This is a genomic window from Bacillus sp. SRL337, from assembly GCF_984799155.1.
Genome location: NZ_OZ481793.1, coordinates 3,605,502 through 3,631,969, shown reverse-complemented (window position 1 = coordinate 3,631,969; position 26,468 = coordinate 3,605,502). Strand labels below are relative to the sequence as shown.

The following is a 26,468-nucleotide window of genomic DNA, read 5'->3' as shown; positions in this document are numbered from 1 at the left end:
CTGGAGGGATTCCTTTTGGGAGAGTATGATATTTATAGAGAGATTGAAGAAACAAGGACAAGGTTATTCACGTCTGCTGCCCGGCACGGCCTGGATAGTGAGACAACTATTAAGATAAGCCAGGAGCTGGATGTGCTTATTAATCATGTACAAAGAAAAAAGATGAAAAAAGAACAGTGGGAGTATTAAAGGACGTACGATTCCTATGAACAGGATGACAATGTGCTCATAATACCTGCAAATTCAGGAATTATCGGCGGTGATGTATATGTATTGTTTTAAACGCCTCCAACCACTCACTTTGTATGTATATCTTTAAAAATATGAAATCTACCAGAAAATAAAGGCATATTTGATATGTGAACCAGTCTGAAAATGTAAATAAGAAATGGTGAATTAAATAAACTAGAATACTAACACGACCCAGTTTTGCCCCAGGCCGTGTTCTTCATCCCATAGAATTCTGCTTAATGTATATCCCCGTTTTGATCTACGTAAATGGATTTTACGATTGTTCTTTCAAATTTATTTCCGGCTTTTGTGGTGCCGTTAACATCAAGAGTAAGGGTATAGACGCCCTCTTCCTTGTAAGTGAACGGTACTTTTCCTTGATTGGTCATCAATATGGACGGGTGTTGCTTCTGTTTGCCGTCTTTGTTGATATTCACGTTCACGTGGAAATCTTTAACTTTATTCCCTTTGTTTTTCAACTCAAGGGTCTTATCCCCAAGGACGATTTCGGTGTTGAGTTCGGAATGAAAGCCAGCAGTCATCAAATAAGCTGCTTTATTCTTTTTCGCGACGATCGTCCACTTTCCTGTTTCCGGGTTTTGTATCTGAAAGCTGTGATGGTGTCCGCCTTTAAAGATTCCTTGATCTGTTGATTCAACGAAGGTATTGAACACAGTTCCTGAAGGACTGATTAGCTGGATATCCTTCATTTGCTTGTCACTCAGCAAGTCCAGGTCAAGCTTTGCTACATTTTCTTCAACATGGAAGGTCTCTCTGCCTTCTTTTTCAAATTCACCGCCCCGGTGTAAGGCTGTAATCGCTGTCGGCTCCTTCTCAAGAGAAACGGCCGCTTCAGGTGATGCCATGCTGGCAAACGGCTGTGCATATGTCGTTAAATACGGGCGGAAGTATTGGAAGGTACCGCCTTCGCGGACGGTCGTATGGTTCCAATTGCTGACACGCACTTCCCTGCTGTAAGGGAGGCGGGAGTTGGCCACCGTAACAGCACCGTCATTTGAACCATAGGAGCTTAAATAGAGTCCGCCCCAATAAAGGGAAGAGCCAAAACCTCCCCAGCTTGTACCGGCTAGTGTATAAACCGGATTCTTTGTATGATTGGTATTTGAATCAATCTGTGACCGGTAATTATTCATGTAACCTGTCTGGAGTGAATACGTCGCATCATTTTTACTTCCTAATATAGCAGCCAGCCATCCAGCCCAGCCGCTGTAGGCAAGATCGGCAAGCTGGGAGCCGTAATGCGGGGATGATAGAGTGATGAGGTTTGAGACATAAGGGTGGGCCCCATACTGGACCAATGCACTTTGAGCATCAATTCCCCCTTTGCTATGAGCGATGATGACGATCTTTTTCCGTCCGAAATAGGTATAGATATCGCGGATCCGGTTATTAATGATAGCACCGTTTTCCCTCATATCCTTATCAGGATGAACATCTATGAATGCAGTTTCATAGCCGCTATTGAGTGCCGTTTGATACATATTATTATCTTCCCACCAAGTCTTGGATGAGCTGTTGATTCCGTGTATAAAGACAAGTACCGGTTTAGCAGGGTCGACATAACCAGGGGGATCCCCGGCATACCATTGTCCCGGCACACCGCCCGGGTCATCCTTGCCTCCAATTTTCCCTGCATGGGCACTGACTGGAAGAACCAAAAACAGTAGTAACAAAATCAATCCCAACCTTTTCATTTTCCCACTCCATTTCATCTGAAATAGGGGAAGTTCTCCCCATTTATCCTATCTGAAAAGAGTACGTGTTCAGAAGCATTTTTTGGAAAATGAGAAGAACGACATGGGATTTGCAATGCCGTGTATGAGCTATTCATCCTATTAGGAGAAATGAAAAAGCCGGCAGGTGAAGGTAACGGGTTCAGTTTTGAAGTGTAAACTTCTAATGAGTGAAATAAATGGTTGGTTATTTGAGCCAAAATCAATGTCTAATGATTTTCACTCCAGGTGCGTGACTCCGCGTGGCGTGCGATGAACTAAAAGGTGGAAGTTGCGTTAAGAGGCGTATAGATTGGAGGACTCTCGCGTGAGATAAAGGAATCACGAACAGTGGAGCGATTCGATGATGAATTATCGCATGGAAGAGCCGGTAAGTACGCTAGCAGCTGTGCTTTAAAGCTGAATTCGCAAGAAGAGACGCCGAATCTGCTAGTTGCTGGCCGCTGGAGATAGACGAGTCACGCTAATCCCGCAGGAGGTCACGCACCTTCCGTTCCAATCAAATCATGCCCAATATTCATATAAATAACTACACTTCTTTATATGAATATTGGGCATGAAAGTGTATAGGACGGTGCACCACAAATTTTGAAGAAAAGAAAGGTTCTGTCATCTGATGTTTAATGGTATTTTGCAATACCAATTGAAGAGTTTTACCGGCAAAAATACCGTACCTTCAAGAAAAAAGAGTGACCAGATCGATGCGATTTGGTCACTCCTTTTGATGTGTAGTATTCAATTTTATATTCGATAATCGAAACCGTTACTAAGAGGATGGCCGGCTCTATAAATTATTTCTCTTCTTGGGGATCAATCGTTTGGATCGTTCCGTCTTCATTGTATTTTAATTCAACGAATTTCACCGATCGTTTGTGATCGATTCCGCCGGACAATGAGCAGTCATGGTAGAACAAATACCACTTGTCGTTGAATTCAACGATTGAATGATGTGTGGTCCAGCCGCTTACCGGCTTTAAGATCGTTCCTTTGAATGTGAATGGCCCCTGAGGGTTTTCGCTTACCGCGTAAACAATCTTATGAGTGGTGCCGGTTGAATACGATAGATAGTACAAATCATTATACGTATGGACCCAAGGGCCTTCAAAATATCTTCTGTCTTCATCCCCCGCCACGATCGGATTTCCATCTTCATCTATAATGGAGATTTCGATCGGGTCGCTTTTAAAAGTAAGCATATCGTCGCTTAATTCAGCTACTCTTGGACCGATGGCTGGTTCTGTGGGAGCCGGCCCTTCAGTTACATCAGGAAGGAATGTGCCTGTCTGCCATTTTTCCAGCTGGCCACCCCAAAGCCCTCCGAAATAAACATACGCTTTCTCGTCTTCAACCAATACAGCCGGGTCGATACTGTAACTGCCCGGTATGTAATCCTCTTCCGGTGTAAATGGACCTGCAGGGGTAGAGCTTGTTGCGACACCGATTCTGAATATGCCATCTTTATCCCTTGCCGGAAAGTAAAGATAGTAGGTATTGTTTTTATAAGCAGCATCTGGTGCCCAAAGCTGTTTGCTTGCCCACGGGATATCATTTAAGTGAAGAACCTGTCCGTGATCAACACACGGGGCATTTTCATCCTCCATTGATAATACATGATAATCCTCCATTGCATATTGGTCTCCATTATCATTGGAAGGTCCATTATGGTCAAGGTCATGAGAAGGATAGATATACAGCTTGCCTTCAAATACATGCGCAGAAGGATCAGCCGTGAAAATATGAGTAACTAAAGGTTCGTTTTGTTTAGTGTTTGTTCCCATCATAATCTCCCCTTTTTTAAAAAATTAACCGCTTACATGAGTAGTATAGCGGAGTCTGGATACTTTGTATATTGAGAAAACAAAGGGAGCATTGAAATCCAATAATAATGGAATTTTTAATAAAAAAAGTAGAATTGAAACTTTTTCCTTGTTGAAACGTAGTAAAACACAAGGACAATTTTGAATATTCGATATAATCAAAGGTAAGACAGCAAGGAGAGGGGAATGGGAAGGGAATTCAAACTTTTGGTTAAAAGTCTTACCACTTTGAACATAGACTTATAGGAGACTTAAATATATCAAGGGGGAAACAGGGTTGGAAAATGTGATAGCAGTAGAGAATTTGTCCAAAAGCTTCGGTTCTGTCCAAGCTGTGAAAAATATTTCTTTTACAGTAAGAAGAGGAGAAATCTTTGGCATTATCGGTCCAAATGGTGCCGGAAAAACGACCACACTTGAAATGCTGGAGGGGATCAGCAAACCTACAGATGGGACAATAGATGTTCTGGGCCTTGTGCCAGTTCAGCAGCTGCGGGAATTAAATAAGCGGATTGGCGTCCAATTTCAAGCCACTTCGATTCAAAGGAAGATGAAAGTGAAGGAAGCGCTTGAACTTTTTTCATCATTCTATAATGAATCTGCAAAGAAAGATTACTTGATTGAACGATTGAATCTCGATGAGAAGCTGAACGTCCATTTTGAAGATCTCTCGGGAGGCTGGAAGCAAAGAGTGACCCTTGCGCTGGCTACACTGCATAGTCCTGAAATTGTGTTTCTGGATGAGCCGAGTATGGGATTGGATCCCCATGCGAGAAGAGAAATGTGGTCGATGATCAGAATGTTAAGGGACGAGGGATGTACGATTGTCGTAACAACGCATTATATGGAGGAAGCAGAAAAGCTCTGTGACCGTGTTGCCATGATATACAGCGGTGAACTGAAAGCCCTCAATACGCCGGCTGAACTGTTGAATAATCCGGCTGGCCACTTCATCGCTTTTGAAAGCGATCAGGTTGAGGAAGGGTTTGTAGAGGCGCTTCCGGAAGTGATAAGGGTTGAAAAGGAGGAAAAGTTGTTTAAGGTATTCAGTGAAAATCAGCAGGAGACGGCCTATCACATTTTTACATATTGCCATAATAATGACATTCCACTATCCGATTTTAGATTTGAAAAAGGTTCCCTTGATGATTTATTTGTTCATTATCTAGAAAAGGAGACAGTATGATGACAGCGATCACTAAGCTTGCAACGATAGAGACGAAGATGTTCTTCCGGGACCGTCTCAGTGTGTTTTGGACCTTTCTTTTCCCAGTGGCCATGATCTGGCTGTTTGGTTCCATGTTTGTCGGACAGGAAATGAATGCTCAGATGTTTGCCGAAATGTTTGTCCCTTCTTGGATTGGGGTCAATATTGTCACTACATCGTTTTTTACTTTGGGAACAGTGTTGACAGGGTATCGTGAAACGGGTGTGCTGCGACGCTATCAATCAACACCGTTGCAGCCGTGGAAGATTCTGGCCGCACATACTTTCCAAGGGACTGTCATTTTTGCGATATCAGCTGTCCTGTTGATGGTATTCGGAATGCTCATGTATGATTTAACGCTGCCAGCTTATATCGGCAGTACTTTAGTGGCATTATTAATCAGTATCCTGGCATTTTTCCCTTTTGCGCTGTTTATGACTTCGCTTGCCAAGAACACACAGAGTGCGGCCGCAATCAGCTCCTTGTTCTTGAACTTGATGCTGTTTTTGTCTGGAGCAACCTTCCCGTTGGAAATGATGCCGACCATCCTGCAGTATGTCGCCAAGATTCTGCCTCTATACTATGTCATTCAAATGCTCCGTGGTACATGGAACGAGGCACCGATTACCGAATATGGCCTTGAAGTAACTGTCCTTTTGGGGATTGGTGTAATCTCCACTATTTTGGCTTCACGCTTTTTCCGCTGGAGTGATAAGTAACTTAATGGGACTTGTAAATTTCATACTCAGGACAAAAAGCAGTTCAATCTTGGAGTACAAATGTGCGATTTGTATCCCTGATTGGACTGCTTTTCCCTCTGGAATCATTTGAAGATTCAACTCTCTGAATAAATCCATTTTCTATCGGTATCCATGTGTTCCAGTAATGTTATCATGGTTCTCAGTTCTTTGGCTGCATGTTTTTTTGAGTAAACTTCATCCTCCTCCAGGTTATATAGTAACTTAATGCATTTATATTTCAATTCAACAACATATAATTTTTCAATAATATCATTCATATCGTTTTGTCCTTTCACGTAAGTCATTAATGATTTAAAAAAGCTTTCACCTTTGAACAGCTTGTACCATTTTATCGTGATTTAAAATAGCCTTCTAAGAACAGGATAGTATCTGCTTCAGGGTTATTGCCCAGGTCAAATTTCCGAATGCATTCATTCATTTCCTCAATGGTTGTTTAGTAACATACACCGCCTTTTATTATGCAGTTCAATCGTATATTGTACGTTCCGGTAGTTAGACGAATACCACACTAATTAAGTTTCCGATTCTTCGAAACAGATTCGGTTGTTTGTATTTCACGATCCATACTGCTTTTCATTTCTTTGCAATGAGTGACTGAAAAGGGTTAAATAGACCATTACAATTGCAGATCAAAAAGTTCTGCCATCTGCAATATTTAGTTCTATTCTTGTATTGCCAAGTAATTAGGTTCACTGGATAATGACCATTTTATCAAGAAAGGATTAGTAAAAAGATTAATGTGTTTTTCATGGATAGTAGACATGAAACCATGTGGTGTTATATAATCAGAAGTGAAACCAAAAGGTGTTATTAAAATGATATATAAAGGAGTATAACCATGGAAATAGTACAGGATATCCAACAAACAGCTATATTCAAAGCGCCAATTGAAAAAGTATGGAAAACCGTTTCAACAGCGGAGGGGATCTCGTCTTGGTTTATGCCGAATGACTTTATACCTGAGGTGGGACATGAATTTCACGTTCAATCTCCATTCGGGCCATCGCCTTGTAAAGTGCTGGAAGTGGAAAAACCACATAAAGTTTCTTTTTCCTGGGATACAGATGGGTGGATTGTTACCTTTCTGTTAAAAGAAATGGGGGATGAAACAGAATTCACGCTTATCCACAGCGGCTGGAAAGAAGCCGATACTGTACTTCCGAAAGCACGTGAAAAAAGTTCTGTGGTACGTGAGCGAATGAATGGAGGATGGGTTGCCATCGTTCAGGAGAAACTTCGAAAGGTGCTTGAAGGATAAATGGGAGCAGCAAAGCATGATGTTTTTCAGGCGATAGCCGAACCGACCCGCCGGGAAATCCTGAGATTGCTTGCTAATGGCCAATTATCCATTGCAGATATTGCTTCCTTTTTTCCGGTAAGCCGCACAGCTATAGCCAAGCACCTGAAGATCTTGTCGGAGGCAGAACTGGTCAAGTCTGAAAAAGCAGGAAGGGAAAAGGTTTATCATCTGCATCCGGAACCCCTTGGAGAAGTGAAAGAATGGCTGGCATACTATGAACAGTTCTGGTCCAACAAATTGTCCATGCTGAAGCATGTTGTGGAGAATGATGATGAGAAAACATAATAAATAAAAGGAAAGGCCCGGGAATCGGTATTCCTGGGCCTTTCCTTTATTAGTTCATATCGTACTTCCCGACTCCTCCTTGCGATTAGTCAACATCAACTCACTGACGTTCGTTGTGTTTCCTATATCTCATGCGGAAGCCTTCCAGTTCGTACGCCGCTGATCGGGGCACTTGCTCTTTAGTATCATCCAGCTCCAGCGCCTAGCCCCTCGGGGTCATAAGCCAATCCGTCAGGAAGGCAAAGAGCAGCCTTCCCGCCGGCTCGTCTTATGCCTGTCGGGTCTGAACAAGGCGCTTCCGCTTTAGTATCATCCAGCTCCAAAGCCCAGCTGCTAGCGGACTTCCCGATTCCTCCTTGCGATTAGTCATCATCGAATCGCTGTCGCTCTTCGTGATTCCTATATCTCATGCGGAAGCCTTCCAGTTCGTACGCCGCTGATCGGGGCACTTGCGCTTTAGTATCATCCAGCTCCAGCGCCTAGCCCCTCGGGGTCATAAGCCAATCCGTCAGGAAGGCAAAGAGCAGCCTTCCCGCCGGCTCGTCTTATGCCTGTCGGGGCTGAACAAGGCGCTTCCGCTTTAGTATCATCCAGCTCCAGCGCCTAGCCCCTCGGGGTCATAAGCCAATCCGTCAGGAAGGCAAAGGGCAGCCTTCCCGCCGGCTCGTCTTATGCCTGTCGGGGCTGAACAAGGCGCTTGCGCTTTAGTAACATCCAGCTCCAGCGCCTAGCCCCTCGGGGTCATAAGCCAATCCGTCAGGAAGGCAAAGAGCAGCCTTCCCGCCGGCTCGTCTTATGCCTGTCGGGGCTGAACAAGGCGCTTCCGCTTTAGTATCATCCAGCTCCAAGGCCCAGCTGCTAGCGGACTTCCCGACTCCTCCTTGCGATTAGTCATCATCGAATCGCTGTCGCTCTTCGTGATTCCTATATCTCATACGGAGCCAGTCCAGTCCGTACGCAGCTGATCGGGCCTTTCCGCTTTTGTTCTTAGATACGAAATAGATCGCTGGACAGGTATCTTTCACCAGTGTCACAAGCAACGCAGACGACGACATCATCCGGGGACAGCTTTTTTGCGACCTGGATGGCTGCATAGCAGGCTGCACCTGAAGACGGGCCGACAAGGATTCCTTCTTCGCTGGCCATGCGTCGTGTGATATCGTAAGCATCCTGATCTTCGATTTTATGGATTTCATCGTAAACAGCCTGGTTCAGGATTTCTGGAATGAACCCTGGGCTTGTACCGACCAGTTTATGTTTACCGGGCTGGCCGCCGGAAAGGACAGGTGATCCCGCCGGCTCAACGACATGGACCTCAATATCCTGATAGTGTTCTTTCAACACCTCTCCTGTTCCGGTGATCGTTCCGCCGGTACCGGCAGTAGCTACGAAAGCGGATAATGGTTTACCCAGTTCAACCATTGCTTCGATGATTTCTACTGCAGTCGTCTTGCGGTGTGCGTTTGGATTTGATTCATTTTCAAACTGCATGGGCATGAAGCTGTTTTCGATTTCTGCTGTCAGCTCTTTGGCCTTTTGGATGGCACCGGGCATCTTTTCGTCACCAGGGGTGAGGACAACTTCAGCTCCATAGGCTTTAAGCAGGTTGATTCTTTCCTGCGTCATGGTATCCGGCATGACAAGAATTGCCCGGTATCCCCTCGCGGCTGCATTCATCGCAAGTCCTATACCGGTATTCCCGCTGGTCGGTTCAATGATGGTGGAACCCTTTTTCAGCAGCCCCGCATTTTCTGCTTCGACAATCATTTGGAAAGCAGCCCGGTCTTTTACGCTTTTACTTGGGTTATAGAATTCAAGCTTTACATATATTTCCGCCCCGCCTTCCGGGTTCAGGCGATTTAGTTTGACGAGGGGGGTGTCTCCGATCAAGTCAGCTATATTTTTAACCACTTTCATGTTATTACGCCCTTTCGTTTAATGTCATTCAGGTTGGTTGAGGATGTAATGAGTACTTGCCCCACATCCATGATTTTATATTATTATGTTACTAATTCTAACAAATCTTATCAAATATATACGTTTTAATGCCCGGTCCTGATAAGCATGCGTTCCGGTGTCTGCTGCCGAATAGCGACTCCGGGGCAGTCAATGAACTTAAAAGCGGATGCGGCGGCCGTTTAACACTGTATGGATTAATGGGCTTGGTATGAGATAAAGATTCATGAAAAACTTCAGTGATGAGAAGATTACTTATTACTATAAAGCTGAAAGCCCTGCGTTCGGCCCCGGTTTAAAAGGTTGTTTTCGTATTGGTTGTTGCTTTTGGAAACATCCAAGGGCCGCATTTCACCAGAGCTTTTCTATCGAATGGAAGGACCGCTCTTTTCTTCCTTGTAATCGGGATTTCACTTGTGAAATAGGGCGAAATAATTTGCCATCATATTAAATAGTTACAACGTTTACGAAAAACCCCATGACGGTAAATATTGTTCCCAATAGGAACTTCATCATTAGCTGCCCAGGTCTAATTCCCAAATCAAACGAATTCACATCTCTTGTCTCATGGTATCAAGTTTAAAAAACAAGCCTAAAGGATAATAAAAATGGCAATAACTAGATGAGTGTTTGGATTGGTTTGCCGAAACTGATATCTGCAGCAAGCCAGGTCTGATAAAATAAGGATAATGAGAAGACTGGAAGGTGTATATGATGAAACAACACCACTATTTCTATGCTGTGCCGCTGCCTGATGAAACAAAGGAACAAATGGCGGAATGGGCGTCTGAAGTCAAAAGAGCATTGCCGTTCCAGCGCTGGGTCCATCCCGAAGATGTACATATTACGTTAGCGTTTTTAGGCGGTACAGAAGAAGCACAATTGGAAAGAAGTATTGAAAGAATCCGTGAAGTAACAGAAGGGACACCACCGTTTTCTTTGGAGACCAGGAGGCTGGGGATATTCGGGAACCCTCTGTCGCCGAGAATCCTTTGGACGGATGTAAGTTCTTCTTCTTCATTACTTGCTTTGAGGGATAATGTATACTCGGCATGTCAGCAGGAAGGCTATGAGCTGGATAACAGGCCCTTCAACCCTCATATCACCATTGCGAGAAAATGGGACGGGGAAGAAAAGTTCAGCCCTGCTATGCTTGACCGTTATTTATTGACCGAGCCATTGAAATTCAAGGTCAAGGAGTGTGTCTTGTACCGGACACATCTTGACCGTACACCAAAGTATGAAATCGTTGAGAAATTCCTATTGAATGGACGTTAATGAATTTTATTCGTAAGAAACACTGAACACAAACATATAATGCAAGAGGGGACATCATTTATGGCACAACTTATGAAGCTGCAAGACTATATTTCAAGGTATGAGTTGGATACGTATCGTTATCCTTCCCAATTTGTCCGGTTAAAAAAGCAGCAATGGGAAAAGTGGAAAGAAAGCTGGGAACAGGGAGAACTCCTTTTTCACGAAGAAAATGTTGAAGAGACAAAGAATCCAGAGAAAAAGAGCTTAATTTCAAAGGTGGGCGGGTTATTTAAACGGCGAGGTAAGGAAGAGGAAGATGATGACTTGGCGGAGTTGGAAATGGACCTCCCTCCCTCAGATGAAGATCCGGAAATGGACCTGAAGATAACCGAGCTGCCTTCTACGGAAGAAGAGTTGAAACATCTTTTCCTGGATCAGTTGTTTCACTTTCAGTTGAGATGGGCAAGTTCGACGTTGACAGAGAAGTCCTATGTAGATAATAGTTATATGTCGGACGAGAGGCTGATGTATTTTTTGAAAAGGTTTCCAGATAATATCTTCCTCCTGTATTATCCTGTCTTTAAGTTTAAGAATGCACCGATGGAAATGGATATTATTCTCCTTACACCAACCGAAATCTGGTGTCTGACTTTTCTGGAGGAAGAAGACGGAGCCGCGTATATAGGAACTCAAGAGAGATTCTGGCAGAAAAAATTGGGGGACAGTGACATGAAAGTGTTAAACCCGATGATATCGCTGAATCGGATGGAATCTGTCATCTTCTCCATCATGAAGCATGCGGAGGCAGAACTGCCTATTAAAAAAGGCATCATCAGCCGCAATGGCTATGTGGATTATCAGACGTCACCTCATAACCTGCATTTAATTGATAAAAGATCACATGAAGGCTGGTTTGAAAAGATGCGGGCTTCACATTCCCCAATTAAAAATGTCCAGTTGAAACTGGCGAGAGGGCTGCTTGATTTTTGTCAAAGCACCTCGTTTAAGCGGTCCGGGTGGCACGCGGATTATAACCCCGTTTTACCGGCCGATGAGGAAGATGGATCATGAAGACCATCTACATTGTCAATGTCAATGCCAAAAATAGTCACTCCATACAGGTCTGGAAGAAATTCAGGAATCAGTTGAAGCTCAACAAGAGAGATATTTATTACACGGCTTCACCTGAAGAAGTGAAGAATATAGTCCAATGTGCAGTCATTGAATCCCTGGGAAAAAAGCTGCTTGTTGTCGGGGTGGGTGGTGACGGAACCATCAGCGGAATTATCAACCAATGTATCGGATATGAGAATGTAACGGTCGGCTACCTTCCAGCAGGGAGCGGAAATGACTTTGCAAGAGGCTACCTTTGGCCGGTAAAAGCTGAACATGGGGCGAAGGCCGTTCAATTAGTTCAGCAGAAGCAACTGAAAGAAAAGTATCATGATACAGGATACTATGAGCTCGAGGGGTACCGGGATGGGCACTTCGTGAATAGTATAGGAGCAGGGTTTGATGCAACTATCACCGAAAAGGCAGCCAATTCTTCGATCAAGAAATGGTTGAATAAACTGTCCATGGGTAAACTGATTTATGCTGTTCTGGTTCTTTCCGAAGCTATTACGTACAAACCAACCCCGCTTGAGGCAGTCATCAATGGCGAGAAGAAAAGGTTCACCAGGACCTGGTTCATCACCATTTCGAATCAGCCATATTACGGAGGCGGGATGAAAATTTCCCCGACAGCTGATTCCTCAGACGGACTGCTCGACATAACCATTGTCCACAGCCTGTCCAGGCTAAAACTGCTGGTTGTCTTCCTTTCTGTATTTTCAGGGAGGCATACTCTGTATAAAGAGGTTGAAACCTATAAAGCGAAAGATATTGTTATTACATCGGCAGCTTCTGTCCCTGTGCAGGCTGACGGCGATTACATAGGGATAATAGAGGAAGGCGGGAAGCTTGCCATCAAGGTTCATCATCACAATTGGAAGACAGCGGATATGAGATGAATTTAAGCGGGGAGGTGTTTCTATGTTGATTATTCAAAGAAATTTCTTTGCCTATCTGGATGAAATGAAAACGGTAACAGTTCTTCTTCCCCATTCTTACTATGAAGGACATTCCTCTGTTTTTTACCTAAGAGATGAAAACAATGAGAAGAAGCCTTTGGCCATCAAGGAAACCTATCCCCTTCAGGATCAGAATAAGTATCTCTGTTCATTGGACACTGAACTGCAGCTTGACCGGACTTATTATATTGAAGATGAACACGGAAATGAAACCGACCTGCAGATCGGAGCGGTCATCCGAACCCCCGAATTCGATGAACAGTATTATTATGACGGCGGTGATTTAGGGGTGACCCTTGAAGGTGGGAGGACTGCATTTAAAGTTTGGGCTCCGACGGCTACAAAGGTTAAGGTGAAGATCACCGGTCATGATAGGAAATCCACACACCAATATGACATGCTCAGGGGTGACAAGGGGGTTTGGTCCTTATCCCTGCCAGAGAATAAAGAGGGGTGCTTCTATACCTACCTGACCTGCGTAAATCTGAATTGGGAGGAAGCAGTGGACCCCTATGCCAAATCGGTCTCACTAAATAGTGAGTGGGGGGCCATCGTCGATCTTGAAAAATCGATGGCACTGGAATCCATGCCTGGGATCGAATCCAAGACAGACAGTATCATTTATGAACTTCATATACGGGATTTTTCTATGCAAAAGGAAAGCGGGATGAAACACAAGGGAGCTTATTTGGCCTTTACAGAGGAAGGGACGAAAACATCTAAAGGCGTCAGCACCGGTCTCGATTATTTGAATGATCTGGGCATCACTCATGTGGAGCTTCTTCCGGTCAATGATTTCGACGGGGTCTCTGACCTTAGAGATGACGGAAGGTATAACTGGGGTTACAACCCGTTATTTTTCAATTCTCCCGAAGGCAGCTACTCAAGCCGTCCAGAAGACCCATACAGCAGAATCAATGAGCTCAAGTCAGTAATCCAGAGCCTTCATAACCATGGGATCCGTGTCCTCCTGGATGTAGTGTATAACCATGTTTATGTCAAAGAAGATTCTTCTTTTGAAAAGATTGTACCGGGTTATTATTTCCGTCATGATGTAAACGGTATGCCTTCCAATGGCACTGGGGTCGGGAACGATATTGCCTCTGAAAGAAAGATGGCCCGCAAGTTTATCATCGATTCCATCCTCTTTTGGCTTCATGAATATAAAGTTGATGGCTTCCGCTTTGATTTAATGGGCATTCTTGATGTGGACACCATGAATAGCGTTCAAGAAGAAGCCGAGAAGCTATTGCCTAATGTATTGATCATCGGGGAAGGCTGGGATCTGAATACGCCTCTGCCTCAAAATAGGAAGGCCAATCTGCGCAATGCTGCCAAAATGCCTGAAATCGGTCAGTTTAACGATTCTTTCAGAGATGGCATCAAAGGAAGCACCTTTAATTTATATGACCGAGGGTTTGTACTCGGACACAGCGGTTTGGAAAAAAGAGCAGCCGAAGTCCTGACTGGAAGTATAGGTTTAACGACCGAAACGGGATTGTTTTTACACCCTTCCCAATCGGTTAATTACGTGGAGTCCCATGATAATCATACGCTTTGGGACAAAATATCAGCGTGCTGTTCAAATGCACTGGAGAGAGAAAAGCGCCACATCCTTGCGACCACAATGGTGCTGCTATCTCAAGGAATTGTGTTCCTTCATGCCGGCCAGGAATTTTTCCGGACAAAACAGGGAGTGGAGAACAGCTACCGGTCCCCGGATGATATCAACCAGCTTGATTGGGAGAGGCGTACAGTATATCAAAATAGGGTTGGCTATATCCAAGGTCTTATTGCAATCAGGAAAGCGCATGGGGCTTTCAGGTTCAGCAGCCGAAATTTAATAAAGAAACATGTACAGGCGGATTACATTAATCAGGGCTCGGTTACTTTGCATTTTCAAAATGTAAAAGCATATGGTCCATGGAATGAATTATTTGTGATATTCCATGCAAGCGAAGAAACGATTTCAATCCCCCTTCCTTCAGGGGAAGCAGCCTGGAAACTCATAGCTGATGGAGAAAAAGCCGGACTGGAGACACTGGAAATCCTTGAGGATAACAGCGTATCGGCGGGACCCGCCAGTTGTTATGTATGGTGCCGCTAGGTTTGAATAAGACTTGACGAAACCGGGAAGAAGGCTGTACTATTGAAAAAGATGGCTATTGAACTTCTTGCCCAATAGCTGTCTTTTTTATTTTAAATGATATTTTTTTATATAAATGAAGCGAACCAATAGAAGGTGAAATTATTGGAACACTTATTTGATCAAGATTGGGAAATCGTACCTGCGGGAGGAGCAACCGGAGAAGCCTTTTTTGCGCGATATCAGGAGCAAAAGCTTTTTCTTAAACGAAACTCCTCTCCTTTTTTGGCTGTTCTTTCGGCTGAAGGGATTGTCCCAAAGCTTGTCTGGACAAAAAGAATAGAGAGCGGCGATGTGATTACAGCGCAGCATTGGCTGAATGGGAGAGAATTGGACCCTGATGAGATGGAGGAAGAAAGGGCGGCTAAGCTCTTAAAGAAAATTCACTCTTCCAGACCGTTGTTGACGATGCTGGAGAGGTTGGGAAAAGACCGCTTCCAGCCTGAACATATGCTGACTGAGCTTGAGACGGGGCTGGACTTTGAACTGCTTTCACATCCAAAGGTGAGAGAAGCCTTGCATTTCCTTCAAACTGACCTGCCAAACATTTCGCATGATGAATATGTGGTCTGCCATGGTGATGTCAATCATAACAACTGGCTGCTGTCTGATAACAACCAGTTGTATCTTATTGATTGGGACGGTGCCATGATTGCCGACCCTGCAATCGATATAGGGCTCCTTCTGTATTGGTATATCCCTGAGGATAAATGGGAAACATGGCTTTCCCAATACGGAGTGCCTTTAACGGATAACCTCAGGATAAGAATGAAATGGTACGTTGTTTCACAAACCCTTCTATCCATTCAATGGCATAAGGGGAAGGCACGCTTCCATGAAATGAATCATTGGCTTGAGTACCTGCACTCCATTGTTTAAGAATAAGTATTCATGTCCTGGACCCATTGAGACAGGTTGCCCTTTTGTGAATGGATATGGTCATCCAGATTGGACGAATTGATCCCATTTTGGCTGTAGTTATAGACTTCCTGAAGGATCGGCTTGATGCCATCGCCAATGTTGGCATTGACCATGAGTGATTTGACCAGGCGTTCCAATTGTTCACATTCTGCTACTGAACCGCAGCAATCATCGTAGTGATTTGTTAATATATCCTTTAACAGGTTCATTTGATCTTGATGTCCGAGCGGCATACTAACACCCTTTCCGGTTTGTTTGAACTATAGAAAAGAATCCACACTTAGTTTGTGGATTCTTTTTTTGTTTATTCATGTTTGGGTGGCCGATGATGTGTTGAGATCATCTATCGACATTTTTGCCGGAGAGTGCCCTTGGCGAAGAGACCGGGGATATTTCCATAAAATCCAGTCATAACAAAAGCCGCTGCGGGAAAACTCGCAGCGGCTTTATCACCATCTTATATAGAAACAGAACGCTGGGTCAGTTTCTCATATGGATATACGATCAGGCTGTATCCAACAAACATAACAGCCATTCCACCAAGAACAGAAACCTCAGCAGCCATATTTAACAATTTCAACATCAATACCATCCCCTTTTGTTTGCTTTTCCATGTCCGATCAACAATGTACATTCATAACCTTAACAGAAAGAGGCCCTAATCCAAATGATCGTAATATCGGTCTGAAAGGTCTTATCGTGAATAATCTTTTGTGTAAGCGCAAACAACCGGTGGAATTATATAAATGCAGGTATATCCTCTCCGATCCTTCCGTTTATGGAAAGACAGACCAAAATGCGATTCATTCCGACAATGCTTGCAGAGAAAGGGATGTCATGGTATTGTTTTGACGATAAGCAAATAAATTTCTACTGCTTTTTTAAAGGCACCTTTCGTAGACTTAGCTGCTATTCAATATGAATGTCCAATACTATATTGGTCATTCACCGGATAAAAAAGATTTACTCTCCCTTTTTCAAGGGATATCTCTGAAATACAGAGGGAAAATTTTTTTCGAAAGCAATGAATGCGAAAACAGCCTTTATAAAAGATAAAAGAGGTGTCTATATGCGTTTAAGAAATAAACCGTGGGCAAGCGAAAAGCTTAATGAGTATCCTCAATATGTAATTGCCCAGCCTGAAGACCATAAAGGGAAATGGAATGAAGTGTTTGGCAATGAAAACCCTCTCCATATTGAAGTGGGAACAGGTAAGGGACAGTTTGTGACGGAAATGGCTAAAGCTAACCCCGGCGTTAACTATATCGGTATTGAACTGTATGAAAGCGTCATTGTCTCCGCGCTCGATAGAATTATTGAAGCAGATATTCCGAACGTTAAAGTAATGAATGTCGACGCAAAGGACTTGAAAGAGTACTTTGGGAAAAATGACGTGGACCGGGTCTACCTGAATTTCTCGGATCCATGGCCAAAAAACCGGCACGAGAAACGTCGTCTGACGTATAAAACGTTCTTGAGATTGTATGAGGATATCCTCGTGGAAGAAGGGGAAATCCATTTCAAGACGGATAACCAAGGGTTGTTCGAATACTCGCTGCAAAGCTTTTCACACTATGGATTGCGGTTGAATTTTCTCAGCCTTGATCTTCATAAGAGTGACTTTGAAGGAAATATCATGACGGAGTATGAAGAAAAATTCTCCTCAAGAGGCCAGCGAATATACCGCTGTGAAGTGCAGTATCCCCAAAAATGATGGAACCATTAAAAACAGCTCAGACATTGGGCTGTTTTTTTGGATGGGTTTCGTGATTCCGTCCTAATCGTCCCTTTATTAAAGGCTGGTTTCGCATATATTGTTGCTTCCGGAAAAATCCCAAAAGCCGGATTTTTCCGGTTCATTACTGCACTATCTTTCGGAATTATTATTAAATAGCCACACAGTTTACGAAAAGAGCCCTATAAAAAAACGCCAGATTGGATAAAGAATTGATATTGCTTTTATAGAGTGAACATTTAACTCCGTTCTTCTATTTTATCGGGAGTTTTTGGGTCTTATCCGTCATTTTGCCTTTTGTATCATCTGCCTATATTCATGGCATCCGCTCAGTATAAACATGGTGAGAACCTTTACCCTTTCATTCCAAAGGAATTTTCTGATAATATAAAAAGATAGAAAGGGGAGAGGGAAATGGAATCATTAGAGTTTCAAGACATCACCTTTAAGTGGCTTGATGGAGGGGTAACCAGGATGGATGGCGGTGCGATGTTCGGTGTTGTGCCAAAGCCGTTATGGTCCAAAAAGTATGAAGTCAATGAGAAAAACCAGATAGAATTAAGAACCGATCCGATTTTCTTTCAGCTCGATGGCAAAAATATTCTGATTGAGTCCGGAATCGGAAGCGGAAAACTTACGGATAAACAGAAGCGGAACTATGGGGTAACAGAAGAATCCTTTTTAGCAAAATCCCTTAGCTCTCTGGAATTGACCCCTGCAGACGTAGACATCATTTTGATGACTCATATGCATTTCGATCATGCATGCGGATTGACCAAATATGAGGGCGATAACCTCGTATCCGTATTTCCAAATGCAGAGATCTACACGTCACAAACGGAATGGAATGAAATGAGGAATCCCAATATCCGTTCCAAGAATACATATTGGAAAGAAAATTGGGAGAGCATAGCCCATCAGGTTAAGACGTTTGACGATGAACTGGAAATCCTTAATGGAGTGAAAATGATTCACACGGGAGGACACAGTGACGGACATTCCATCATCGTCATTGAAAGAGGAGACAGGAAGTTCATACATATGGCCGACCTGATGCCCACTCATGCCCATAAAAACCCGCTGTGGGTATTGGCATATGACGATTACCCGATGACTTCAATATATGCAAAGGAAAAGTGGATCCAAAAAGCAATCGATGAAGGATATTGGTTCCTGTTCTATCATGATGCGGAGTACCGGGCATTGAAGTGGGATGGTCATGGCGAAATAGAACAATCTGTCAAAAGGGTAAAATAAGTGTGAAAAAAACTGAAAGGCTGTCATCAGCCTTTCAGTTTTTGGTTAAGATATCTTTTGAATGTTTAATACTGTTCCATTTGTGGAGTCAGCTATAAATTCATACTGCTGAAGTTCCCCGTCCTGACGACGGGAAATTCCGCCTCTGTAAACTTTTGTTTTGACGGGATATACTTCATAGCTTTCCGGGACCATGCCAATCCATGAGCCGTCAATCGGTCCCTCTTTCTTAAAGGCACTTTTAACCGAGTGTAAAACCTTTTCAGGAGAATGCAATGTTTTTGTATCAAGCGTTTCTTTAAGTAAGTATCCTCCGGCGATCCCGACTCCTGCGCCGAGCAAGAACGATTTCCAATTCATTACGTTTCCTCCTTGTTCAAATATTTCTGATTTTATTATACTAAACTTTCGAAGAAGGTACACTTCAAAAGAGTTATAGGGCCGTTGAGTTAAGATAAAATAAAAAAATTTGATATGGGTTGGTCATCTTCTTTCCTTAAGGATAATTCCTGCTTATCTCACTAGTGTTTGGTTGGAGCGGGAGGTGAACGATTTCCTGTTGGAAAGCTGGATTCGTCTTGCTCTATCGGCCGACGACCAGTCGGAGCCTCCTTGTGATGAGTCATCGTCAATTCACTTTTTTCGTTATGTTTCTTTATCACATGCTAGAGCCTTCCAATCCGTTCGGTGCTGAATGGCCCTTCCGCTTTTTGGTTCAGCGCCAGCCCGGACTTTCCAGCACCGGCAGCGGATGTCATACCGCAATTTGCTGCGTTCTTAAATGAAATCGCGAATTAAAAGGTTCAATTCATTTTCAAGCAAGATTTGTGGAAAGTCGCTTGAAAGTTCTGTAAAATAAAAAGAAGATTAATTAATACATATATAAAGGGGTTTAAGCCATTATGAATCAAGAGACATTGGAATTATTCCGTACGCTGACAGAATTGCCTGGTGCACCCGGGAATGAGCATGCAGTGCGGAAGTTTATGAGGCAGGAACTTACAAAATATTCGGATGAAATCATTCAAGACGGTTTAGGAGGGATATTCGGCGTAAGGAAAGGGAAGGAAAACAGCCCGAAAGTAATGGTTGCAGGACACATGGACGAAGTAGGATTCATGGTGACTTCTGTGACAGGTAACGGAATGATCCGCTTCCAAACACTTGGCGGCTGGTGGAGCCAGGTTCTTTTGGCGCAGCGTGTTCAAGTCATGACAGACAACGGGCCGGTAACGGGTGTCATCGGTTCGATTCCTCCGCATCTGCTGGAAGAGTCACAGCGCTCAAAGCCGATGGATATCAAGAACATGCTGATCGATATCGGTGCAGATGATAAAGAAGATGCTAAGAGAATCGGAATTAAGCCCGGCCAGCAGATTGTGCCGATCTGTCCGTTCACGCCAATGGCTAATGAAAAGAAAATCCTTGCGAAGGCATGGGATAACCGTTACGGCTGTGGACTTTCAGTAGAGCTTCTCAAAGAACTGAAAGATGTGGAACTGCCGAACACACTATATTCCGGAGCAACTGTGCAGGAGGAAGTCGGACTTCGCGGAGCCCAGACTGCTGCCAATATGATCAATCCGGATATCTTCTTTGCTCTTGATGCAAGCCCGGCCAATGATATGTCTGGAAGCAAGAATGAGTTTGGCCATCTTGGAAAAGGCGCTTTACTGCGCATCCTTGACCGTTCCATGGTCACTCACAGAGGAATGAGGGAGTTTATCCTGGATACAGCGGAATCCAACGATATTCCATACCAATATTTCGTTTCCCAAGGCGGCACGGATGCAGGCCGCGTGCATATCTCAAACGAAGGTGTTCCAAGTGCTGTAATCGGAATCTGTTCCCGTTACATCCATACTCATGCCTCCATGATTCATGTAGATGATTATGCAGCTGCTAAAGAATTACTTACGAAGCTTGTAAAAGAGTGTGATCGATCCACGATCGACAGCATTCTTAAAAATTCATAATAAAGATTTCGGAAAGAGGGGGCTGACCTCTCTTTCTTTATTTGGAATTGTAAAAAGAAGAAAGAAAGGAGGGTTCCCATGATTGTAGGAATTGGAACAAAAAACAGAGCAAAGATTGAAGCGGTTAAAGGCGGCCTTACCGAATTGCTCAATCAAGAAATTCATTATGAAAGCTTTAAAACGGATTCAGGCGTTAGTGAACAGCCATTTTCAGATAAAGAGACAATCCAGGGCGCTGTCAATCGTGCTTCAGCTGTTCTGGAACGATCCAGCGGGGACATCGGAATTGGGTTGGAAGGAGGAGTGGTGCATACAGAATACGGGTTATTCCTTTGCAACTGGGGAGCACTTGCAGAAAACGGCAAGGAACCGATCATTGCAGGTGGTGCCAGAATACTCCTTCCCGAAAGTATTGCAAAAAGACTGCTGAATGGTGAAGAGCTGGGGCCGGTAATGGACGGCTTCTGCCAAACAGAAGGAATCCGCCATCACGAAGGGGCGATGGGCATATTTACAAATGAAGCCGTCAACCGGGATGAAATGTTCAAGCACATTGTAAAACTTCTGGTTGGACAGTGGGAGTATAGGAATTCGCATTCATAATATAATTGGAAATTAAAAAGGACGCTAAATCCCAGAGGGATGAGTGTCCTTTCTGTTTTTCAGAATGCTTCATTTTTCTTCAAAAATATACGATAATGCCTTGATGGCCTGATTGACTGATTCCACTGTAACATTAGATTTGTTAGATAGTTCCTTAAGTGGATGATGAAGTTCCCTCGGGCGAATCAAGATGAGCGGTTTCCCTTTTGCGACAGCAGCACCTGCGTCCATGGCTGTATTCCATTGTTTATACTTTTCACCGAATAAAGCAACTACCAAATCGGCCTTCTGCATCAAAACCTCAGTCCGCAAATTATTTAAATCCGACGCTCTGTCATCTTTGAAAACGGGATCAGGCTGTTCTCCAAGGATTTCTTCCCCGATATTATCTGAACGTTCGTGATTTTCCATTGGACCAACGAAGGAAAGGGGCAGCTGCAATGTCTTTGCCTTTTCTTTGATTTCACTTCTCCAGTCACTGTGGATCTCTCCTGCTAAATAAACCGTTAATTCCATTTTTCCAGCCTCCTCAAGAATCGTTATGTTTCATTTTATCATGAATAGAAAGTGTGAACGAATGGAAAGGCTCTCATGAATTGTCGAAAGATGGGGAATATTAATAAATAGAGGGTTGTCAATAGGGCTTTTACAGGGGTATGATAGAAAAGAACTATTGCTAGGTAAGGAGTGATATGGATGTCAAAATCAATGATATACAAACTTTCTGTCGTTCTAATTCTTATGCTCACAGCAGGATGCAGCGGTGCAACACTGGAAGAAAGTCAGGAAGAAGCAGTGAAAGCCGTAAAGGAAACCTTTGAAAATCCTGATGATGATGCAAATGAGGAGACAGAAAACTTCCGATTCCATCTCCCATCTGGTTCATCAATTAAAGAAGAAAATGCCAATAACGTCATTATCGAGGATGGAAATAATACTTATATTTTATTCTATAACCAAAATGTCAAAACAGACAGCGAACAACTTTTTGAATTGGCGGTCCAGGATGATAAAAACATCATCAAACAGGAAACCTTCAAGGATGGAGACAGGTTTGGTTTTTATGTCATCCGGGAAATGGAAGAAGACCAATTTGAGCTGACTGCAGGAATCGGCGGCACCAAAATGTCCACCCAATCTGTTAAGGATGACCTTGTGGACGATAGTGAATTCATGATGAAAGTCGTATCTTCCGTTGAAAATAAATAACATTGATTTATGCCTGGTCCTGGATCAGGCATTTTTTATTTAGGAAAAGGGGTCTATATATCCTGGAGGTAAAGGAAAGACGAACAAAGGGAAGAAAAATTTAGTGGACATTTACGACATGTGTCTTTACACTAGTAAATGATTCTGTTTTATAAAATCGAAAAAGGAGGCCCACTATGAGGGATTTTTTTGAAAAGCAGGGAGTCAAGCCTTCTGCAAAAGTGTATTTCATTGATGCCCTGTCCTTTATGGCGCTCGGATTGTTCTCATCTTTAATTATTGGACTTATTATAAAAACCATTGGACAGCAGGTGAACGTTAATTTTCTGGTTGAAATGGGAGACCTCTCCATCAGCCTTATGGGACCTGCCATTGGAGCAGCGATTGCCTATGGGCTTGGAGCCCCGCCGCTGGTGCTTTTCGCTGGCGTAGTTACGGGTGCGGCAGGTGCAGCCTTGGGCGGACCGGCGGGAGCTTATGTGGCTGCTGTCCTGTCTACAGAAATAGGAAAGCTCGTCAGCAAGACAACAAGAATTGATATTATCGTCACTCCTCTTGTCACAATCGCTGCAGGTTACACGGCAGCCGCTTTGATCGGCCCCTGGATAGGGGACTTCATGGTGTTGTTTGGCAGCTGGATTGAATGGGGAACTGAACAACGGCCAGTCGTGATGGGCATCCTGGTAGCGGCCTTGATGGGACTTGCGTTGACAGCGCCAATTTCTTCTGCTGCGATTGCGTTGATGCTTGATTTAAGCGGAGTTGCAGCTGGTGCCGCAACGATTGGCTGCAGTGCTCAAATGATTGGATTTGCTGTCATGAGCTATCGTGAAAACAAGTTGGGTGGATTCCTTGCGCAAGGAATTGGAACATCGATGCTTCAGGTACCTAATATCGTCCGAAATCCACGCATTCTCATTCCACCGACCCTGGCTGGGATGATCCTGGCACCAATCGGGACGACGCTTTGGGTGATGGAAAATAATGCAGCTGGAGCAGGGATGGGAACAAGCGGGTTTGTCGGTCAGATCATGACACTGCAAACCATGGGCTTTTCTGCTGATGTCTGGATGCAGATCCTGATCTTGCATATTATTGGACCTGCGGTTCTTACGCTGGTAATATCTCTTTATATGAGGAAAATCGGCTGGATAAAATCTGACCAGCTCTACATCAGTACGGGAGGTAAATAAAATGCAAAAACTTTCAAGTATAGAAGAATTCAATACAATGAGAAACAATGGAAAACACATCTTCATGTTCTCAGCGGACTGGTGTCCTGATTGCCGGGTGATTGATCCGGTGCTTCCTGAAATTGAAGAAAATAATTCTGAATACACATTTGTGTACGTAGATAGAGATGAATTCATCGACCTATGTGCAGACCTCAGCGTATTTGGTATTCCGAGCTTCGTCGCATTCAAAGACGGAGAAGAGCTTGGCCGATTTGTCAGCAAGGATAGAAAAACCAAAGAACAAATCGAAGAGTTCATTCAGGGATTATAAGTTAGTGAACAGAGGGGCATGAGGGCCTCTCTGTTTTTTTGTTTGTGCTTCAAAGGTAATCGGGAGGAGCTGCGTCTTTGAAATGGGTGTATATAGAGGCGGAACACCCGGTTATAGAAGGATCTCCGGTTTAAAACCAGGGGATTAAGCGATAAACAAATGGTTCTAGAAGCTAAATCGTGTTGTACCCGGGTGAATAGGGGAGAACCCCCCGGTTATAGAAGGATCTTTGGTTTAAAACCAGGTGATTAAGCGATAAACACCTGGTTTTGGAAGCTAAATCGTGCTGTAACCGGGTGAATAGGGGAGAACCACCCGGTTATAGAAGGATCTCGGGTTTAAAACCAGGTGATTAAGCGATAAACACATGGTTATAGAAGTTAAATCGTGCTGTACCCGGGTGAATAGGGTAGAACCACCCGGTTATAGAAGGATCTTTGGTTTAAAACCAGGTGATTAAGCGATAAACATATGGTTTTGGAAGCTATATCGTGCTGTACCCGGGTGAATAGGGGAGAACCACCCGGTTATAGAAGGATCTTTGGTTTAAAACCAGGTGATTAAGCGATAAACACATGGTTTTGGAAGCTAAATCGTGCTATAGCCGGGTGAATAGGGGAGAACCCCCCGGTTATAGAAGGATCTTTGGTTTAAAACCAAGTGATTAAGCGATAAACACCTGGTTATAAAAGCTAAATCGTGTTGTAACCGGGTGAATAGGGGAGAACCACCCGGTTATAGAAGGATCTCGGGTTTAAAACCAGGTGATTAAGCGATAAACACATGGTTTTGGAAGATAAATCGTGCTGTAACCGGGTGAATAGGGGAGAACCACCCGGTTATAGAAGGATCCTAGGTTTAAAACCAAGTGATTAAGCGATAAACACCTGGTTATAAAAGCTAAATCGTGTTGTAACCGGGTGAATAGGGGAGAACCCCCCGGTTATAGAAGGATCTCCGGTTTAAAACCAGGTGATTAAGCGATAAACACCTGGTTATAAAAGCTAAATCGTGTTGTAACCGGGTGAATAGGGGAAAAACACCAGGTTATAAAAGGATCTCCGGTTTAAAACCAGGTGATTAAGCGATAAATACCTGGTTATAGAAGCTAAATCGTGCTGTAACCGGGTGAATAGGGGAGAACCACCCGGTTATAGAAGGATCTCCGGTTTAAAACCAGGTGATTAAGCGAGAAACACATGGTTTTGGAAGCTAAATCGTGCTGTAACCGGGTGAATAGGGGAGAACCACCCGGTTATAGAAGGATCTCCGGTTTAAAACCAGGTGATTAAGCGAGAACCACCTGATTATAGAAGATAAATCGTGCTGTACCCGGGTGAATAGGGGAGAACCACCAGGTTATAGAGGGATATATTGCCAAAAACCAAGTGATAAAACGAGAACCACCAGGTTATAGAAGGATATATCGCCTAAAACCATGTGATAAGCCGAGAACCACCAGGTTATAGTTAGCCCTGCGGTTTAAAACCAAGTGATGAGTCGAGAAACACCCGGTTATAGAAGAAGGATCTAGGTTCATAACCAGATGTTTAGGACAAAAACGGCGGAATCCCCCCTTTCGTTTTGTATCGCAGGGCATTTATTGTACAATAAGAACGATTAAAGTATGCTCCTGAAGAAGAGGAGGACAAAATATGGATGCAAAAAAAATGAGGAAAATGCTTGAAGAAAAGCTTTCTTCTGCTGAACGAAAGTTTATTTTTGATAGAGAGAAAGAAGTTCTGCGTATAGAGAATACCAACACGAGTAAGGGGATCAGTGTTACGCTGGCACCGATAGTCGCGAAATGGGAAGTTTCAAAAGAGAAGGCCGTCGATGAAGTGGTCTACTATGTGGAAGAAGCCCTGGAGGTAATGGGGTATCAGCACACATTAACCGATAAAGAGAAACAGATTTTTCCGGTTGTCCGTTCAACGTCGTTCCCGACCATGACTCATGAAGATATTCCTTTTATAACGGAAGAACACACAGCAGAAACCCGGATTTACTACGCTGTGGATCTTGGCACTACATATCGGATGATGGATGAGAAGCTGCTGCAGACGGAGGGCTGGACATCAGAGAAAGTGAAGGAAGCAGCTCTTTTTAACCTGCGTTCCCTTCCAATTAAATTGAAGCAGGATACACTTGCAGGCAATATTTTTCATTTCCTCAATACAAATGATGGCTATGATGGAAGCCGTATTTTGAATACGTCTTTCCTTAAGGATATGAAATCTAAGGTTGAGGGCGAGATGACCGTTTCCGTACCACATCAGGATGTACTGATAATTGGTGACATCCGTAATGAAACAGGGTATGATATTCTTGCTGAATTGACCATGAGCTTCTTTACGAACGGGAAAGTTCCGATTACTTCCTTATCTTTTCTTTACGAAGATAATGAATTGGAACCGATTTTTATATTGGCTCAAGATCGAAAAGACCGTAAATCTGGAAGGGAGAAATAAG

General features: G+C 43.6%; 26 protein-coding genes. 18 read left to right on the top strand and 8 right to left on the bottom strand.

Annotated elements, in window-relative coordinates; translation table 11 throughout:
* The first annotated feature begins 15 nt into the window (after nt 1-15).
* The gene (locus tag AC4E8A_RS18340) at nt 16-189 is read left to right on the top strand and encodes a Spo0E family sporulation regulatory protein-aspartic acid phosphatase (protein WP_490195126.1); all 174 of its coding nucleotides are present in this window, start codon (nt 16-18) and stop codon (nt 187-189) included.
* Nucleotides 190-467: 278 nt separating this feature from the next.
* Here the strand turns inward: AC4E8A_RS18340 and AC4E8A_RS18335 are convergent, their stop codons facing one another.
* Together AC4E8A_RS18335 and AC4E8A_RS18330 are read right to left on the bottom strand one after the other, a co-directional pair.
* Nucleotides 468-1,946 (bottom strand): esterase/lipase family protein, encoded by a 1,479-nt coding sequence (locus tag AC4E8A_RS18335; protein ID WP_490195124.1) that lies wholly within the window; start codon nt 1,944-1,946, stop codon nt 468-470.
* 830 nt (nt 1,947-2,776) lie between these two features.
* Nucleotides 2,777-3,763, bottom strand: a complete 987-nt coding sequence (locus tag AC4E8A_RS18330; protein ID WP_490198932.1) for a glycoside hydrolase family 43 protein — start codon at nt 3,761-3,763, stop codon at nt 2,777-2,779.
* A 316-nt stretch (nt 3,764-4,079) separates the two neighbouring features.
* Between AC4E8A_RS18330 and AC4E8A_RS18325 the strand changes: the two genes are divergently transcribed.
* Together AC4E8A_RS18325 and AC4E8A_RS18320 are read left to right on the top strand one after the other, a co-directional pair.
* Nucleotides 4,080-4,988 (top strand): ABC transporter ATP-binding protein, encoded by a 909-nt coding sequence (locus AC4E8A_RS18325; RefSeq protein ID WP_490195123.1) that lies wholly within the window; start codon nt 4,080-4,082, stop codon nt 4,986-4,988.
* Nucleotides 4,988-5,728, top strand: a complete 741-nt coding sequence (locus AC4E8A_RS18320; protein WP_490198931.1) for an ABC transporter permease — start codon at nt 4,988-4,990, stop codon at nt 5,726-5,728. Before AC4E8A_RS18325 ends, AC4E8A_RS18320 begins: the two co-directional genes overlap by 1 nt.
* A gap of 116 nt (nt 5,729-5,844) precedes the next feature.
* Here the strand turns inward: AC4E8A_RS18320 and AC4E8A_RS18315 are convergent, their stop codons facing one another.
* A complete protein-coding gene (locus tag AC4E8A_RS18315) occupies nt 5,845-6,027 on the bottom strand; it encodes a hypothetical protein (RefSeq protein WP_490195121.1) in 183 nt (60 codons plus the stop codon).
* A 581-nt stretch (nt 6,028-6,608) separates the two neighbouring features.
* On the opposite strand from AC4E8A_RS18315, the gene AC4E8A_RS18310 reads away from it, so the two are divergent.
* On the top strand, nt 6,609-7,028 hold the full coding sequence (locus AC4E8A_RS18310; RefSeq protein WP_490195119.1) for an SRPBCC family protein: 420 nt from the start codon (nt 6,609-6,611) through the stop codon (nt 7,026-7,028).
* Nucleotides 7,029-7,355: an ArsR/SmtB family transcription factor gene (locus tag AC4E8A_RS18305; protein WP_490195117.1), complete on the top strand. Its 327-nt coding sequence runs from the start codon at nt 7,029-7,031 to the stop codon at nt 7,353-7,355. It abuts the gene before it with no gap.
* A 987-nt stretch (nt 7,356-8,342) separates the two neighbouring features.
* Here the strand turns inward: AC4E8A_RS18305 and cysK are convergent.
* A complete protein-coding gene (gene cysK, locus AC4E8A_RS18300; RefSeq protein WP_490195115.1) occupies nt 8,343-9,272 on the bottom strand; it encodes a cysteine synthase A in 930 nt (309 codons plus the stop codon).
* 750 nt (nt 9,273-10,022) lie between these two features.
* Between cysK and thpR the strand changes: the two genes are divergently transcribed.
* From thpR to AC4E8A_RS18275, 5 genes are all read left to right on the top strand, one after another.
* Nucleotides 10,023-10,589, top strand: coding sequence for an RNA 2',3'-cyclic phosphodiesterase (gene thpR / locus AC4E8A_RS18295; protein WP_490195114.1), 567 nt, complete (start codon nt 10,023-10,025; stop codon nt 10,587-10,589).
* Between the two features lie 60 nt (nt 10,590-10,649).
* Nucleotides 10,650-11,642, top strand: coding sequence for an NERD domain-containing protein (locus AC4E8A_RS18290; protein WP_490195112.1), 993 nt, complete (start codon nt 10,650-10,652; stop codon nt 11,640-11,642).
* On the top strand, nt 11,639-12,583 hold the full coding sequence (locus AC4E8A_RS18285) for a diacylglycerol/lipid kinase family protein (protein WP_490195110.1): 945 nt from the start codon (nt 11,639-11,641) through the stop codon (nt 12,581-12,583). Before AC4E8A_RS18290 ends, AC4E8A_RS18285 begins: the two co-directional genes overlap by 4 nt.
* A gap of 22 nt (nt 12,584-12,605) precedes the next feature.
* Nucleotides 12,606-14,750 (top strand): type I pullulanase, encoded by a 2,145-nt coding sequence (gene pulA / locus AC4E8A_RS18280; RefSeq protein ID WP_490195108.1) that lies wholly within the window; start codon nt 12,606-12,608, stop codon nt 14,748-14,750.
* Between the two features lie 144 nt (nt 14,751-14,894).
* Nucleotides 14,895-15,668, top strand: coding sequence for a phosphotransferase (locus AC4E8A_RS18275; protein WP_490195106.1), 774 nt, complete (start codon nt 14,895-14,897; stop codon nt 15,666-15,668).
* Here AC4E8A_RS18275 and AC4E8A_RS18270 read toward each other — a convergent pair.
* Nucleotides 15,665-15,943 carry a YtzH-like family protein gene (locus tag AC4E8A_RS18270; RefSeq protein WP_490195104.1) on the bottom strand — a complete coding sequence of 93 codons (279 nt, stop codon included), beginning with the start codon at nt 15,941-15,943 and terminating at the stop codon, nt 15,665-15,667. The two genes, AC4E8A_RS18275 and AC4E8A_RS18270, sit on opposite strands and share 4 nt — an antisense overlap.
* 224 nt (nt 15,944-16,167) lie before the next feature.
* Nucleotides 16,168-16,293: a hypothetical protein gene (locus AC4E8A_RS18265; protein WP_490195102.1), complete on the bottom strand. Its 126-nt coding sequence runs from the start codon at nt 16,291-16,293 to the stop codon at nt 16,168-16,170.
* A 486-nt stretch (nt 16,294-16,779) separates the two neighbouring features.
* Here AC4E8A_RS18265 and trmB point away from each other — a divergent pair, with 486 nt between their 5' ends.
* Nucleotides 16,780-17,424 carry a tRNA (guanosine(46)-N7)-methyltransferase TrmB gene (gene trmB, locus AC4E8A_RS18260; protein WP_490195100.1) on the top strand — a complete coding sequence of 215 codons (645 nt, stop codon included), beginning with the start codon at nt 16,780-16,782 and terminating at the stop codon, nt 17,422-17,424.
* 435 nt (nt 17,425-17,859) lie between these two features.
* Nucleotides 17,860-18,702: a YtnP family quorum-quenching lactonase gene (locus AC4E8A_RS18255; protein WP_490195098.1), complete on the top strand. Its 843-nt coding sequence runs from the start codon at nt 17,860-17,862 to the stop codon at nt 18,700-18,702.
* 45 nt (nt 18,703-18,747) lie between these two features.
* Here AC4E8A_RS18255 and AC4E8A_RS18250 read toward each other — a convergent pair whose 3' ends face one another.
* Nucleotides 18,748-19,062 carry a hypothetical protein gene (locus AC4E8A_RS18250; RefSeq protein ID WP_490195096.1) on the bottom strand — a complete coding sequence of 105 codons (315 nt, stop codon included), beginning with the start codon at nt 19,060-19,062 and terminating at the stop codon, nt 18,748-18,750.
* 542 nt (nt 19,063-19,604) lie between these two features.
* On the opposite strand from AC4E8A_RS18250, the gene AC4E8A_RS18245 reads away from it, so the two are divergent.
* The gene (locus AC4E8A_RS18245) at nt 19,605-20,678 is read left to right on the top strand and encodes a M42 family metallopeptidase (protein WP_490195094.1); all 1,074 of its coding nucleotides are present in this window, start codon (nt 19,605-19,607) and stop codon (nt 20,676-20,678) included.
* A gap of 78 nt (nt 20,679-20,756) precedes the next feature.
* Nucleotides 20,757-21,281 (top strand): DUF84 family protein, encoded by a 525-nt coding sequence (locus AC4E8A_RS18240; protein ID WP_490195092.1) that lies wholly within the window; start codon nt 20,757-20,759, stop codon nt 21,279-21,281.
* Between the two features lie 69 nt (nt 21,282-21,350).
* Here AC4E8A_RS18240 and AC4E8A_RS18235 read toward each other — a convergent pair whose 3' ends face one another.
* Nucleotides 21,351-21,797 (bottom strand): YtoQ family protein, encoded by a 447-nt coding sequence (locus tag AC4E8A_RS18235; protein WP_490195091.1) that lies wholly within the window; start codon nt 21,795-21,797, stop codon nt 21,351-21,353.
* Between the two features lie 180 nt (nt 21,798-21,977).
* On the opposite strand from AC4E8A_RS18235, the gene AC4E8A_RS18230 reads away from it, so the two are divergent.
* The 4 genes from AC4E8A_RS18230 to AC4E8A_RS18215 all read left to right on the top strand — a co-directional run bounded on the left by AC4E8A_RS18230 (nt 21,978) and on the right by AC4E8A_RS18215 (nt 26,467).
* The gene (locus tag AC4E8A_RS18230; protein WP_490195089.1) at nt 21,978-22,490 is read left to right on the top strand and encodes a hypothetical protein; all 513 of its coding nucleotides are present in this window, start codon (nt 21,978-21,980) and stop codon (nt 22,488-22,490) included.
* A 176-nt stretch (nt 22,491-22,666) separates the two neighbouring features.
* Complete coding sequence (locus AC4E8A_RS18225; RefSeq protein WP_490195087.1) at nt 22,667-23,683, top strand: PTS sugar transporter subunit IIC; 1,017 nt, start codon at nt 22,667-22,669, stop codon at nt 23,681-23,683.
* A gap of 1 nt (nt 23,684) precedes the next feature.
* Nucleotides 23,685-23,996 (top strand): thioredoxin family protein, encoded by a 312-nt coding sequence (locus AC4E8A_RS18220; RefSeq protein WP_490195085.1) that lies wholly within the window; start codon nt 23,685-23,687, stop codon nt 23,994-23,996.
* 1,655 nt (nt 23,997-25,651) lie between these two features.
* Nucleotides 25,652-26,467 (top strand): DUF1444 domain-containing protein, encoded by an 816-nt coding sequence (locus AC4E8A_RS18215; protein ID WP_490195083.1) that lies wholly within the window; start codon nt 25,652-25,654, stop codon nt 26,465-26,467.
* The last annotated feature ends 1 nt before the right edge of the window (nt 26,468 follow it).